Source organism: Streptococcus sp. Marseille-Q5619 (genome assembly GCF_946901205.1).
Taxonomy (GTDB): Bacteria; Bacillota; Bacilli; order Lactobacillales; family Streptococcaceae; genus Streptococcus.
On record NZ_CAMPPO010000004.1, the window covers coordinates 171,357 to 184,525 of the forward strand.

The 13,169-nt window shown below is 42.0% G+C and carries 15 protein-coding genes and 1 pseudogene; 12 read left to right on the forward strand and 4 right to left on the reverse strand.

Features of this window, described 5'->3' with window-relative positions; translation table 11 throughout:
- Positions 1–35: 35 nt before the first annotated feature.
- A complete protein-coding gene (locus tag OC530_RS06260; RefSeq protein ID WP_262080599.1) occupies positions 36–878 on the reverse strand; it encodes a metallophosphoesterase family protein in 843 nt (280 codons plus the stop codon).
- A gap of 111 nt (positions 879–989) precedes the next feature.
- Here OC530_RS06260 and OC530_RS06265 point away from each other — a divergent pair, with 111 nt between their 5' ends.
- From OC530_RS06265 to OC530_RS06285, 5 genes and pseudogenes are all read left to right on the forward strand, one after another.
- On the forward strand, positions 990–1,640 hold the full coding sequence (locus OC530_RS06265) for a metal-dependent transcriptional regulator (protein WP_054384446.1): 651 nt from the start codon (positions 990–992) through the stop codon (positions 1,638–1,640).
- A pseudogene (locus OC530_RS06270) lies at positions 1,621–1,803 on the forward strand (hypothetical protein). Before OC530_RS06265 ends, OC530_RS06270 begins: the two are co-directional and overlap by 20 nt.
- Complete coding sequence (locus OC530_RS06275) at positions 1,760–2,470, forward strand: nicotinamide mononucleotide transporter family protein (protein ID WP_262080605.1); 711 nt, start codon at positions 1,760–1,762, stop codon at positions 2,468–2,470. Before OC530_RS06270 ends, OC530_RS06275 begins: the two are co-directional and overlap by 44 nt.
- Positions 2,471–2,589: 119 nt before the next feature.
- Positions 2,590–3,003 (forward strand): hypothetical protein, encoded by a 414-nt coding sequence (locus OC530_RS06280; protein WP_262080607.1) that lies wholly within the window; start codon positions 2,590–2,592, stop codon positions 3,001–3,003.
- 18 nt (positions 3,004–3,021) lie between these two features.
- Positions 3,022–3,435 carry a hypothetical protein gene (locus OC530_RS06285; protein WP_262080609.1) on the forward strand — a complete coding sequence of 138 codons (414 nt, stop codon included), beginning with the start codon at positions 3,022–3,024 and terminating at the stop codon, positions 3,433–3,435.
- 38 nt (positions 3,436–3,473) lie between these two features.
- On the opposite strand, the gene dtd is transcribed toward OC530_RS06285, so the two are convergent.
- Positions 3,474–3,917: a D-aminoacyl-tRNA deacylase gene (gene dtd, locus OC530_RS06290; RefSeq protein ID WP_262080611.1), complete on the reverse strand. Its 444-nt coding sequence runs from the start codon at positions 3,915–3,917 to the stop codon at positions 3,474–3,476.
- A gap of 29 nt (positions 3,918–3,946) precedes the next feature.
- Positions 3,947–6,169, reverse strand: coding sequence for a bifunctional (p)ppGpp synthetase/guanosine-3',5'-bis(diphosphate) 3'-pyrophosphohydrolase (locus tag OC530_RS06295; RefSeq protein WP_164226493.1), 2,223 nt, complete (start codon positions 6,167–6,169; stop codon positions 3,947–3,949).
- A 279-nt stretch (positions 6,170–6,448) separates the two neighbouring features.
- On the opposite strand from OC530_RS06295, the gene OC530_RS06300 reads away from it, so the two are divergent.
- The 3 genes from OC530_RS06300 (at position 6,449) to OC530_RS06310 (ending at position 7,829) form a co-directional block, all read left to right on the forward strand.
- Complete coding sequence (locus OC530_RS06300) at positions 6,449–6,763, forward strand: hypothetical protein (RefSeq protein ID WP_016397434.1); 315 nt, start codon at positions 6,449–6,451, stop codon at positions 6,761–6,763.
- A gap of 86 nt (positions 6,764–6,849) precedes the next feature.
- Positions 6,850–7,077 (forward strand): hypothetical protein, encoded by a 228-nt coding sequence (locus OC530_RS06305; RefSeq protein ID WP_316043872.1) that lies wholly within the window; start codon positions 6,850–6,852, stop codon positions 7,075–7,077.
- Positions 7,078–7,199: 122 nt separating this feature from the next.
- Entirely contained in the window at positions 7,200–7,829 is a 630-nt protein-coding gene (locus OC530_RS06310) for an MBL fold metallo-hydrolase (protein WP_173219873.1), read from the forward strand.
- Between the two features lie 127 nt (positions 7,830–7,956).
- On the opposite strand, the gene pepO is transcribed toward OC530_RS06310, so the two are convergent.
- Positions 7,957–9,849, reverse strand: coding sequence for an endopeptidase PepO (gene pepO / locus OC530_RS06315; protein WP_262080620.1), 1,893 nt, complete (start codon positions 9,847–9,849; stop codon positions 7,957–7,959).
- A 177-nt stretch (positions 9,850–10,026) separates the two neighbouring features.
- Here pepO and OC530_RS06320 point away from each other — a divergent pair, with 177 nt between their 5' ends.
- The 4 genes from OC530_RS06320 to tpx all read left to right on the forward strand — a co-directional run bounded on the left by OC530_RS06320 (position 10,027) and on the right by tpx (position 13,169).
- Positions 10,027–10,749 (forward strand): metal ABC transporter ATP-binding protein, encoded by a 723-nt coding sequence (locus OC530_RS06320; protein WP_050256834.1) that lies wholly within the window; start codon positions 10,027–10,029, stop codon positions 10,747–10,749.
- Positions 10,746–11,594, forward strand: a complete 849-nt coding sequence (locus OC530_RS06325; protein ID WP_000559787.1) for a metal ABC transporter permease — start codon at positions 10,746–10,748, stop codon at positions 11,592–11,594. The genes OC530_RS06320 and OC530_RS06325 overlap by 4 nt, the downstream gene beginning before the upstream one ends.
- Before the next feature lie 31 nt (positions 11,595–11,625).
- Positions 11,626–12,555, forward strand: coding sequence for a metal ABC transporter substrate-binding lipoprotein/adhesin PsaA (psaA, locus tag OC530_RS06330; protein WP_023933209.1), 930 nt, complete (start codon positions 11,626–11,628; stop codon positions 12,553–12,555).
- A 122-nt stretch (positions 12,556–12,677) separates the two neighbouring features.
- Entirely contained in the window at positions 12,678–13,169 is a 492-nt protein-coding gene (gene tpx / locus OC530_RS06335; protein ID WP_000256026.1) for a thiol peroxidase, read from the forward strand.

Genomic DNA, 13,169 nt, shown 5'->3' on the forward strand with positions numbered 1-13,169 from the left:
CTTTTTCTTTTATTATACCCTTTTTAGTTGTAATGTCAATCGTTACCACCTTTTAACCAGTCGTCTAACTCCCGATCGTAGCCCTCTTTCTGGGCCAATTCTCTCAGAAATTCCTGATGATGAGTATGGTGGATCCCATTGACCAGACTTTCATAGTAAACCTCAAAATAGGGAAGTTTAAGATCTTTAGCCAACTGCAATTCAGCTGCCACATCGTAGTCTACCCGTCGGAAGTTCATATCTACCAAGCCCTTGTCATCAAACTCCAAAATCATATACTGGGCCCGCAAGTCCTTCCGCAACTGAGCATCTAGAAAGAAAGGCTGCCCAATCGAACCCGGATTAACAATCAATTGCCCACCAGTACCGTAACGAAGCAACTGCTGGTGAATATGACCATAAACAGCAATATCACAAGGTGGATTGGTCACCAAGCGGTCAAAATCCTCTTGCGCTCCAGTATGAATCAACTCACGCCCCCAATTCTTATCAGGTAGATGATGGCTAATTCCCACCGTCAAAGCCCCAAACTGACGATGAAGCTGGAGTGGTTGATTGTGGAGCAATTCGATTTCTTCTAGGGAAATTTCCTCTAAAACATATTGGCACTGGCGCAAGAGATAGCGTTGGCTGGGACGAGTACTATCCAATTCCTTACGGATACCATGCCACAGACTGTCTTCCCAGTTTCCCAAAACTCTAACCGTAATCGGTAGTTGAGCCAACAAGTCCAAAATCCTTCTACGCCCTGTCCCTGGCATGAGAATATCTCCCAAAAGCCAGTATTCATCCGCTCCTCGCTGCCGAGCATCTGCCAAAACAGCCTCCAAGGCGGTGGTATTTCCATGAATATCTGAAAGAAGAGCTATTTTCGTCATATCCATCTCCTCGTTTTTTCTCTTGCAATAAGTATAACATAAAAAGTCACAGCTAGAGAAATCTAGCTTTTTTTGATATACTAGATAAAGATATTAGACAAGAGGAAGCGAATGACCCCGAATAAAGAAGACTATCTAAAATGTATTTATGAAATTAGCATAGATTTGCATAAGATTACCAACAAGGAAATTGCTGCCCGCATGCAAGTCTCTCCCCCTGCCGTAACTGAAATGATTAAACGGATGAAGAGCGAAAATCTCATCCTCAAGGACAAGGAATGTGGCTATCTACTGACTGACCTCGGCCTCAAATTGGTCTCTGAGCTCTATCGTAAACACCGCTTGATTGAAGTTTTTCTGGTTCATCATTTAAACTATACGAGTGACCAGATTCACGAGGAAGCTGAGGTATTGGAACATACTGTCTCTGACCTCTTCGTGGAAAGACTGGATAAATTGCTTGGATTTCCCAAGACCTGCCCTCACGGAGGAACCATTCCTGCCAAGGGAGAACTCCTAGTTGAAATCAATAACCTCCCACTAGCTGACATCAAGGAAGCTGGCTCCTACCGCCTGACTCGGGTGCATGATAGTTTTGACATTCTCCATTATCTGGACAAGCACTCACTTCACATCGGTGATCAGCTCCAAGTCAAGCAGTTTGATGGCTTCAGCAACACCTTCACTATCCTTAGTAAAGACGAGGACTTACAAGTAAGTATGGACATTGCAAAACAACTCTATGTCGAGAAAATCAACTAATTTCTCCAATCCCCTACCAACCCTGAAAGTTTGATTTTCAGGGTTTTATTTCTATCATTTGATTTTGCTTTCATTTAGTTGTAGAATGTTTGTAAAAAACAAGAAAGATAGTTTAACCTATGAAAAAATCACTAAAAATTTTTGCTACATCCAAATGGTTTGACCTCTTTGGAGTTGCTCTGGTCGTTGGGAGCGCGATTGCATCTGGTTACCTCAACTCACGCCTCGATAAATTTGTAGACTGGGGACCATGGACAGCTCTTGTTCCCTTTGGATTGATTTCCGTAACCAATGTTGGGATTTCCATGTTGTCCACTCGTTTCACGGGAAAATTAAGCAAATGGGGAAATTACTTTGGTATTGTTAATACCATTTTGTCCGGTGCTATTGATTATATCCTTGGAAATAAGGCGGCTATTATCACCTATCCCGTCACCTTCCTCATTTATACCTTTGCTATTAAGAAATGGGAAGCTTCGCAAGAAGGCAGACCCAACCAAATGAGTCAGAAACAGCTAAAATTGGCGGCCATTATCATCTCCATCATCGCCTTCCTCTTTGCCTTTGTGACCAACTATATCGGCTATGGAGGAAAGATGAATCTCCTTGCCTACGTAACAACTATTGCCTTTGCACTGTCCCTCATTGCCAATGCTTTGAACGCATTGAAACTAACAACTCAGTGGGGCTTTTGGTTGATTTATAATTTCGTTCAGCTGACAAAGGCTGGCATTCAAGGAAACTTTGCCAATATCGGAAAATACATCTTTTATATCCTCAATGCAATCGGAGCTTTATTTGTCTGGAATGATGAAGAGGTGGAACAATAAGAGGGAAATCAAATAAAGAAATCTAACAGAATCTCCTTACTAAAATTTTTTATCATTTTTCTTGTAACTTCCATTCTTTTGGAGTAGAATGAAGATAGATAAAAGAGGGAGGTCTTGTCATGAAAAAACTCTTTAGAATCCATTTTACAGCAATTGCAGTCATCGATTTGCTACTACTTGCATTTTTTAGCACTAGACCCGAGACAGCTTTCGACTGGCTCTTGCTCACTGGTTTTATTTTCCTCCTTACTCAAGGACTCCTGTTATTTCGCTTGGTTGTCCGACTCAAACATCAATTCGCTGAGATTTATCCTCAAATCAATAAAAAGATTTGCTTCTACTATTTAGGGGTTCTCTCCATTGATTTTCTATTTTTTGTCCTTTTAGCCTTCGTTAGTTCTCATCGTTTTTCATCTCTTATGCCAATCATCACTGCTTGCCATTCTACTTTTTATTATAGGACGGCGGACTACCTAAGAGAAAACTATCCTGACTTTTACAACAAACATATCTCTTTGTGGGAATGTCTCTAAGGAAAAGGAGGTCTTATCATGAAAAAAATCATCTTCATCAAAACCACTCAACTCCTTGTCATTGATGGAATCATGCTGGCATTTTTGACATTTAAAGAGGGGCTCACTTGGGATTGGATTTTAATTTATAGCGGTTGGCTCATCTTCTTTCATCCTGTACTATTGACCTATCTGTCCAACCAGCTTTGTGACCACTTTAGTCAACTCTATTCCCAGATTAGACCGAAGTTCTGGCGTTTTGCCTTACAAATCCTCCTATGGGATAGTCTGATGATTCTCTCCTTGCTGTTTTTAAGGGGTATCCCACTTTTACTTCAGGGCACTCTCCTCATACTAGGACATCTCATTCCTTCCTATCGCATAAGCCAAAGCCTGAAAAGAGATTTCCCCAAGGCCTATCAGAAACAGATTTCATTTTGGAGTATTTTATGATAGATGAGAAAGACCAAGCCATCTGGGCTTGGTCTTTCTTATCTATTTTTAGTATCTAGGATAATGGTGACTGGCCCGTCATTGATCAGCTCAACCTGCATATCCGCTCCAAAGATGCCTGTCTGAACGGATACTTCTTGCGCTAATTTTTGATTGAAAGCGTCATAGAAGTCTGATGCCATATCAGGCTTGGCTGCACCTGTAAAGGCTGGACGATTGCCTTTCTTAGTATCCGCAAAGAGGGTAAACTGAGAAATAGAGAGGATTTCTCCTTCAATATCTTTGACAGACAGGTTCATCTTGCCTTCTGCGTCTGAAAAAATCCGCATGTTGACAAGCTTTCTCACAGCATAGTCCAAATCTTCCTCTTGGTCCTCTGGTCCAACTCCAACCAGCAATAAGAGCCCCTGATTGATTTTCCCCTGAACCTGACCTTCGATACTGACTTGGGCTTTTTTAACCCGTTGAATAATGATTTTCATAATAGCCTTTCTAGTAAGAGCTAGGACAATTAGCCATTGGTCCGTTTGACAGAGTAAACTTCTGGCACACTCTTAATCTTGTCCACAACCGTGGTCAATGTAGAGAGATTGGCAATACCGAAGGACACATGGATATTAGCAAACTTCATATCCTTGGTTGGTTGAGCGTTGACTGTTGAAATATTCTTGGTTGTATTTGAAAGAACTTGCAGTACATCGTTCAACAGTCCTGTACGATTGAGGCCATAAATATCGATATGGGCCATATACTCCTTATTTGAGCTAGAGTACTGGTCTTCCCATTCTACATCAAGGAGACGTTGCTCGTAGTTTTCTTGGGCACGCAGGTTCATACAGTCCACACGGTGAATAGCCACACCACGACCCTTGGTAATGTAGCCGACAATATCGTCACCAGGAACAGGATTACAACACTTGGCAATCCGCACTAGGAGACCTGAGGCACCTTCAATGACCACTCCACCCTCATGCTTGACCTTGAGGGTTTCTTTGTTTTCAACCTTGACCTCGCCACCTTTGACAAGTTCTTCTGCTTCCGCCTTAGCCTTGGCACGTTCTTCCTCACGGCGTTCCTTTTCAGTCAGACGGTTAAAGACAGAAATAGCACCGATTTCGCCAAAACCAATAGCCGCAAAGAGGGATTCTTCGGTCTTGTAGCTGGTCTTTTGCAGAACTTGGTCCATATGACGCTTGTCCATAAATTTATTGGCCACATAGCCATTTTCTTGGAACTGGGCCATCAACATCTCACGACCCTTGTTGACAGACAATTCCTTATCTTGGTTTTTAAAGAACTGGCGAATCTTGTTGCGCGCCTTGCTGGTCTTGACCATATTGAGCCAGTCACGGCTAGGTCCAAAGGAGTTCGGGTTGGTGACAATTTCAACCTGATCTCCTGTCTTGAGCTTGGTTGTCAGTGGAACCATTCGACCATTGACCTTGGCACCAGTTGCTTTTTCTCCGACTTTTGTATGGATTTCGTAGGCAAAATCAATCGGTCCTGAATCTTTTGGAAGGGAACGGACAGCTCCATCTGGGGTAAAGACGTAAATCTCCTCAGCCAGATAGTTTTCCTTAACTGAATCAACAAATTCCTTAGCATCATCAGCCTGGTCTTGGAGCTCCATCATTTCCTTGATCCAGTTCATTCCAATGGCTGATTCCTTGCTGTTGACCTGCCCCTTAACGCCTTTCTTATAAGCCCAGTGAGCCGCAACCCCGTACTCAGCCACCTCGTGCATGGCTTTAGTTCGAATCTGGAATTCGATCGGCCCCTTTGGCCCATAAACTGTCGTATGAATAGACTGGTAACCATTGGCCTTGCGGTTGGCGATATAGTCTTTGAAACGACCAGGCATCGGTTTCCAAAGTTCATGCACATAACCCAACATGGCGTAAACATCACTTTGGGTGTCTAAAATACAACGAATGGCAATCAGGTCATAGATTTCCTCAAACCGTTTTCTCTTGTCCTGCATTTTGCGGAAAATCGAGTAAATATGCTTGGGACGACCGTAAATCTTCCCTTTTAGGTGACGATCTGTCGTATATTCCTCTAATTTTGTGACCACCTCATCCACCAAGGCTTCACGCTCCCTGCGCTTTTCCTTCATCATATGGGTAATCTTGTAAAACTCCGTTGGATTGAGATAACGGAAAGACAGGTCTTCCAATTCCCATTTGACACTGGAAATCCCCAGACGGTGGGCAAGTGGGGCATAGATTTCCATGGTTTCTTTGGAAATGCGCTCCTGCTTGTCTTTTCGAAGGTGCTTTAGGGTCCGCATATTGTGCAAACGGTCAGACAGTTTAACCAAGATAACACGGATGTCCTCAGACATGGCCATGAGCATCTTACGATGATTTTCCGCTAATTGCTCCTCGATTGATTTGTACTCGACCTTACCAAGCTTGGTAACCCCATCTACGATTACCCGCACATCAGGACCAAACTCTCTTTCCAAATCGTCCAAGGTCGCATCAGTATCTTCCACCACATCATGCAAGAAACCACAAGCTACTGTTACAGCATCCAGCTTGAGCTTGGCTAAAATACCTGCCACTTGGATAGGGTGAATAATGTAAGGTTCGCCAGATTTCCGATACTGGCCACTGTGGCATTCCACCGCATAGACCAAGGCCTTATGGACAAAGTGGACATCCTCTTCTGTTAAATATTCTTTGGTTAAAGCGACAACTTCTTCGCCTGTTAAATTCACTTCTTTTGGCATCTCTACTCTCCAATTCTTCCTACCATTTTATCACTTTTTTAAGAATATGAAAACTAGATTGGAACAGAATAGGAAAAAAATATTTCAGAATTGCTTGACAATTCTGAAATATTTTTTTATAATACATTGTACAGTTAGATTTTCTATTTAGGTGATAGAAGGAGAGATAGAAGAACGGAAACCATATTGTAACCTAAATATAATTTAACTCCCTATCCTTATCACCTTTTCATTCAAGTCAATATAGTTGAATGACGTCGTTTTACAAAGGAGTATTCTATGAAAAAAACTGTACTAACACTATTAGGAGCTACTGCTCTATCTATTACCGTTCCAATCACTGCTGCTGAAACTAGTACAACAAATAACTTTGAAGGTCCTCGTTATGAGCGTATATATTCTCATCGTTATAGTAAAACAGTAACAAAATACTATAACGATGATGGTTACATCCCACCAACTATCTACTATTCAGAATATAATGATAGTTTCCATTCAACCTTCAAAGGAACACTTGAAATAGACAGTGTACGAAGATCAAACGGTGGGACTCGTGTCACATACACTGGTACCTTGACTGGATTTTGGAATTAAAAATCCTCAAGATGCTTTCTTTTATCCTTTAGTTTATAAGGAGAACGCCTATGAAAAAAACTGCTATTTCTATCTTTTCTCTCCTAGTGTTAGGAGTTTGCTGCCTGTTCCTATTCAGCCAGCAAGGCTATAAAAAAACAGTCGTTCAATACTATGCTAACGACCAGAACCTGCCCAATAGAATAACTTATAGTGAATATAGTGACAAACGAGAAGCCAACTACGGTGGCACTCTAAACATCACATCTATCAAACAAGCTAATGACGGAGTTTATGCAACCTATGAAGGGCAATTGACACCTCTCCAATATTGATAAATTGATAACCAGCCTGTCTTCATCTAGTCATGCTGGTTTTTAAGTTCATCCTAAATCCTTACCTATTCTCCCTAACTGTGCTATACTTATTTAGTACATTCTTTGAGATTGGAGCTAATATGAAAATCCATAAAACCGTCAATCCTGTTGCCTATGAAAACACCTATTACCTGGAAGGCGAAAATCACCTTATCGTAGTAGATCCTGGTAGTCATTGGGAAGCCATTCGTCAGACAATCGAGAACCTCAACAAACCGATCTGCGCTATTCTCCTGACCCACGCCCATTATGACCATATCATGAGTCTGGACTTGGTTCGCGAGACTTTTGGCAATCCTCCTGTCTATATCGCAGAGAGCGAAGCCAGCTGGCTCTATACTCCTGTCGACAATCTCTCTGGACTTCCCCGCCACGATGATATGGCAGATGTGGTCGCAAAACCGGCTGAACGCACCTTTGTCTTTCACGAAGAATACCAACTGGAGGAATTTCGTTTCACTGTCTTGCCAACACCAGGTCACTCCATCGGCGGTGTTTCTATCGTCTTTCCTAATGCTCACCTAGTCTTGACAGGTGATGCTCTTTTCCGTGAAACAATCGGACGGACCGACCTTCCAACTGGTAGCATGGAACAACTCCTCCATAGTATCCAGACTCAACTCTTCACCCTACCAAACTACGATGTCTATCCAGGACATGGTCCAGCTACGACCATCGCCCATGAAAAGACCTTCAATCCCTTTTTCTAGTAAGATGGTGACAATGACTATCGCATTTTAAGTACATTATCCAGCAGTCTTTCCACTATAAAAGGCATCCTATCAAGGTTTTCACACCTGATTGGATGCCTTTTTTCTGATGACTAAATTTTTTGCCTTACCAAATAATCACGCGCGCTTCTGGTGAACGCCACATACCGTCTCCTTCTTTGACATCATAGGTTGTAAAGAAATCATCGAAGTTTGGTACTTGTACATTGACACGGAGTTTGGCTGGCGCGTGCACATCGACGCTAGCCAAAAGTTTCATAAATTCTGGACGACCTTTCATGCGCCAGATGCGACCGAAGTTGTAGAAGAATTCTTCTGCTGAGAAGTCTGGTTCTCTCTTAGCAGCTTCAAGCGCTGCAGCGATTCCTCCCAAGTCAGCCACATTTTCTGATACAGTCAATTTACCGTTGATGGTTGCTCCATAAGAATCCTGTCCATCAAACTGGTCAATAACTTTTTGTGTTTTCTCCTTGAAAGCAGCATAGTCGCTCTCTGTCCACCAATCCTTGAGGCTACCATTTTCATCAAAGGAAGCTCCGTTGGTATCAAAGGCGTGAGAAATTTCATGGGCAATAACTGCACCAATACCACCGTAGTTAGCAGAAGATGACTGATGCAAGTCATAGAAAGGCGCCTGTAAAATAGCCGCTGGGAAGACAATCAGATTCTTCTGTGGATTGTAATAGGCATTGACCATGTGAGCAGGCATGCCCCACTCCTTGTAGTCTACAGGCTGATTCCACTTACTCCAACTGTGCTTGATTTCCACACGCGCAAAGGCTAGAGCATTGTCAAAAAGACTAGCATTTTCATCCACTACCTTGTCCTTATAGCGTTCTGGTAATTCTTCTGGGTAACCGATATAAGGCTTGATGACATTGAGTTTGACGATGGCCTTGTCACGAGTTTCAGGAGTCAGCCAGTCATTTTTAGCCAAGCGTTCCTTATAGACATCAATCATGGTTGCCACTTTTTTCTCTACGTCTGCCTTGGCCTCTGGAGAGAATTTTTCATGGGCATACCAGAGACCCAAGGCTTGTTTGAAAGGACCTTGTGCTAGCTGGTAGGCTGCCTTGACCTTGTCTTTAGCTTCTGGAACTCCTGAAAGCGCACGGCTATAGGCACCTGACAAGACACGGATTTCTTCTGTTAAATAGCTGGTTGAGAGATTGACAACACTTAAAATCAAGGTTGCCTTGAGGAGAGGCCAAGCTTCTTCACTATAGAATTGCTCTGCTGCTTGCCAAAAACGTTCCTCGTCTACGATAACCTTGTCTGGTATTTGTCCAAGAACAGCTTGGAAGAAGTCATCCAGGGGTAAGGCAGGCGCAAATTTCTTGAAATCTTCATAAGAATATGGATGGTAGAGTTTAGCATACTCTGAACTTTCTTCATTAGAGAGCACTACTGACGCAACTCGACGGTCCAATTCTAGTCTTTTCTCTAACAAGTCTTCAATTTCTTCATCAGAGAAATCATAAGCCTTGAGAAGATTTGCGCTGGTTTCTTTCCACAAAGTCAAGAGCTCCTCGCGCTGAGGATGGTCTTCAGCATAGTAGGTCGTATCTGGCAAAATCGTGCTTGGAGCGCTAGCCCACAAAACGTTGATTCTGGCATCCATAAAGTCTGGCGATACACCAAAAGGAAGGAAATTAGGTTTGCCAGCAAGCTCAAACTCTGCTAGTTTAGCTGTAAAATCCTCAAAAGTCTCCAATTCTTGGAATTCTTTAAGAAGTGGTAAGACAGGTGTGATACCATCAGCTTCTCTCTTGTCAAAATCACGAACTAGGCGGTGGTATTTGACAAAGTTTACCAAGATAGCATCCTCAGGCACCTCTTCTCCTGCCAACCACTTGTCTGTTGTCGCCAGCATCAGGTCTTCAATTTCCTGGTCTAAATCAACAAAACCTCCCGTTTGAGACTTATCTGCTGGGATTTCAGCTGTCTGTTGCCATTCTCCATTGATTGCATCATAAAAATCATCTTGATAACGTGTCATCTTGTTCTCGCTTTCATTTGTACTTGTTTTTAGCTTAACAAAAATTACCTAGGAATGCAATTAAAAATGAACGGATGTTTCCCATTATTTTTCAGTTATTATTTTAATTTTTTCAAAAATTAACTTGACTTAATTTTTTTTTTAATGTATATTAAGAGGCAGGAGGAATATAAGTTTATGATACGTATCGAAAACCTCAGTGTCTCCTACAAAGAAACGTTGGCACTTAAGGATATTTCACTAGCGCTCCACGGACCAACAATTACCGGTATCATTGGTCCAAACGGCGCTGGGAAATCAACACTATTAAAAGGGATGCTGGGAATTATCCCACATCAAGGTCAGGCATTTCTCGATGACAAGGAAGTTAAAAAATCCTTACACCGAATTGCCTATGTCGAACAAAAAATCAATATCGACTACAACTTTCCCATCAAGGTCAAGGAATGCGTCTCGCTAGGACTCTTTCCTTCTATCCCTCTCTTTCGCAGTTTAAAGGCTAAACATTGGAAGAAAGTGAAAGAAGCCCTTGAAATCGTCGGTCTAGCTGACTACGCTGAACGGCAAATCAGTCAACTGTCTGGAGGTCAATTCCAGCGGGTCTTGATTGCCAGATGTTTGGTACAGGAAGCCGATTATATCCTCTTGGATGAACCCTTTGTTGGGATTGACTCTGTCAGTGAGGAAATCATCATGAATACGCTGAGAGATCTGAAAAAAGCTGGGAAGACGGTTCTCATCGTCCACCACGACCTCAGCAAGGTTCCCCACTACTTCGATCAAGTCTTGCTTGTCAATCGAGAAGTGATTGCCTTTGGTCCAACCAAAGAAACCTTTACCGAAGCCAATCTCAAAGAAGCTTACGGTAATCGACTCTTTTTCAATGGAGGTGACCTATGATTGCAGAATTTATCGATGGATTGCAAAAATTCCATTTCTTACAAAATGCCTTGATAACAGCTATTGTCGTCGGGGTCGTAGCTGGAGCTGTAGGATGTTTCATCATTCTACGCGGGATGTCACTCATGGGAGATGCCATTTCACATGCTGTCTTACCAGGTGTAGCCCTCTCCTTCATCTTGGGCCTTGACTTCTTTATCGGAGCCATTGTCTTTGGATTGCTAGCTGCCATCATCATTACCTACATCAAGGGAAACTCGATTATCAAAAGCGATACCGCCATCGGCATTACCTTTTCTTCTTTCTTAGCCCTCGGTATCATCTTGATTAGTGTCGCTAAAAGTTCAACTGACCTTTTCCATATCCTTTTTGGTAATATCCTGGCCGTCCAAGATACGGATATGTTTATTACTATGGGTGTGGGAGCAGTCATTCTCTTGTTGATCTGGATTTTCTTCAAGCAACTCTTGATAACATCCTTTGATGAACTCTTGGCCAAAGCCATGGGAATGCCTGTCAATTTCTATCACTACCTTCTCATGGTACTCTTGACTCTCGTGTCTGTGACAGCCATGCAAAGTGTCGGAACTATCCTGATTGTAGCCATGCTGATTACCCCAGCTGCAACTGCTTATCTGTATGCTAATAGCCTGAAAAGTATGATTTTCCTTTCCTCAACTTTTGGAGCGACAGCTTCAGTTTTGGGACTCTTTATCGGCTATAGCTTTAACGTTGCGGCAGGTTCTAGTATCGTGCTTACAGCTGCTAGTTTCTTTCTCATTAGCTTCTTTATCGCTCCCAAACAACGATATTTGAAACTGAAAAATAAACATTTGTTAAAATAAGGGGCAAAACCCCAATAAATTGGAGGATCTAATGAAAAAATTAGGTACATTACTCGTTCTTTTTCTTTCTGTCATTGCTCTTGTAGCATGTGCTAGCGGAAAAAAAGATGCAGCTTCTGGTCAAAAACTAAAAGTTGTTGCTACAAACTCAATCATCGCTGATATTACTAAAAATATTGCTGGTGACAAGATTGATCTTCACAGTATCGTTCCGATTGGACAAGACCCACACGAATACGAACCACTTCCTGAAGATGTTAAGAAAACTTCTGAGGCAGACCTCATTTTCTATAACGGTATCAACCTTGAAACAGGTGGCAATGCTTGGTTTACAAAATTGGTAGAAAATGCTAAGAAAACTGAAAACAAAGACTACTTTGCAGTCAGTGAAGGTGTTGAAGTCATCTACCTTGAAGGAAAAAATGAAAAAGGTAAAGAAGACCCACACGCTTGGCTCAACCTTGAAAATGGAATTATCTTTGCTAAAAATATCGCTAAACAATTGAGCGCCAAAGACCCTAACAACAAAGAATTCTATGAAAAAAATCTCAAAGAATATACTGATAAGTTAGACAAACTTGATAAAGAAAGTAAGGATAAATTTAATAACATCCCTGCTGAAAAGAAACTCATTGTAACCAGCGAAGGAGCATTCAAATACTTCTCTAAAGCCTATGGTGTCCCAAGTGCCTACATCTGGGAAATCAATACTGAAGAAGAAGGAACACCTGAACAAATCAAGACCTTGGTTGAAAAACTTCGCCAAACAAAAGTTCCTTCACTCTTTGTAGAATCTAGTGTGGATGACCGTCCAATGAAGACTGTTTCTCAAGACACAAACATCCCAATCTACGCACAAATCTTTACTGACTCTATCGCAGAACAAGGTAAAGAAGGCGACAGTTACTACAGCATGATGAAATACAACCTTGACAAGATTGCTGAAGGATTGGCAAAATAATCCTATGAAAAACGTCATTCTCACATGAGCTGGCGTTTTTTCTATGCCCACATTTCCGGTCAAATCATTGGAAAATTTCGACCGTTTCAGCTAAAATGGAAGAAAAAAGATTGGAGTATCTTATGGTAACTTTTCTCGGAAATCCTGTGAGCTTTACAGGTAAACAACTACAAGTCGGCGACAAGGCACTTGATTTTTCACTCACTACAACAGACCTTTCTAAAAAATCTCTGGCTGATTTTGATGGAAAGAAAAAAGTCTTGAGTGTCGTGCCTTCTATCGATACAGGTATCTGCTCAACTCAAACGCGTCGTTTTAATGAAGAACTGGCTGGACTGGATAATACGGTTGTCTTGACTGTTTCAATGGACCTCCCTTTTGCACAAAAACGTTGGTGTGGGGCTGAAGGTATTGAAAATGCCATCATGCTCTCAGACTATTTCGACCATTCCTTTGGACGTGATTACGCTCTCTTAATCAATGAGTGGCACCTATTGGCACGCGCAGTCTTTGTCCTCGATACTGACAATACTATTCGCTACGTTGAATACGTTGACAATATCAACTCTGAACCAAACTTCGAAGCCGCAATTGCAGCTGCTAAAGCCCTATAG

Bases quoted from the DNA above. Each gene is read 5' to 3' on its own strand.
- OC530_RS06260 (WP_262080599.1), bottom strand. From the start codon at position 878: ATGACGAAAATAGCTCTTCTTTCAGATATTCATGGAAATACCACCGCC.
- OC530_RS06280 (WP_262080607.1), top strand. From the start codon at position 2,590: ATGAAAAAACTCTTTAGAATCCATTTTACAGCAATTGCAGTCATCGAT.
- dtd (WP_262080611.1), bottom strand. From the start codon at position 3,917: ATGAAAATCATTATTCAACGGGTTAAAAAAGCCCAAGTCAGTATCGAA.
- OC530_RS06285 (WP_262080609.1), top strand. From the start codon at position 3,022: ATGAAAAAAATCATCTTCATCAAAACCACTCAACTCCTTGTCATTGAT.
- OC530_RS06325 (WP_000559787.1), top strand. From the start codon at position 10,746: ATGATTGCAGAATTTATCGATGGATTGCAAAAATTCCATTTCTTACAA.
- OC530_RS06295 (WP_164226493.1), bottom strand. From the start codon at position 6,169: ATGCCAAAAGAAGTGAATTTAACAGGCGAAGAAGTTGTCGCTTTAACC.
- OC530_RS06310 (WP_173219873.1), top strand. From the start codon at position 7,200: ATGAAAATCCATAAAACCGTCAATCCTGTTGCCTATGAAAACACCTAT.
- OC530_RS06275 (WP_262080605.1), top strand. From the start codon at position 1,760: ATGAAAAAATCACTAAAAATTTTTGCTACATCCAAATGGTTTGACCTC.
- OC530_RS06300 (WP_016397434.1), top strand. From the start codon at position 6,449: ATGAAAAAAACTGTACTAACACTATTAGGAGCTACTGCTCTATCTATT.
- pepO (WP_262080620.1), bottom strand. From the start codon at position 9,849: ATGACACGTTATCAAGATGATTTTTATGATGCAATCAATGGAGAATGG.
- psaA (WP_023933209.1), top strand. From the start codon at position 11,626: ATGAAAAAATTAGGTACATTACTCGTTCTTTTTCTTTCTGTCATTGCT.
- OC530_RS06265 (WP_054384446.1), top strand. From the start codon at position 990: ATGACCCCGAATAAAGAAGACTATCTAAAATGTATTTATGAAATTAGC.
- tpx (WP_000256026.1), top strand. From the start codon at position 12,678: ATGGTAACTTTTCTCGGAAATCCTGTGAGCTTTACAGGTAAACAACTA.
- OC530_RS06320 (WP_050256834.1), top strand. From the start codon at position 10,027: ATGATACGTATCGAAAACCTCAGTGTCTCCTACAAAGAAACGTTGGCA.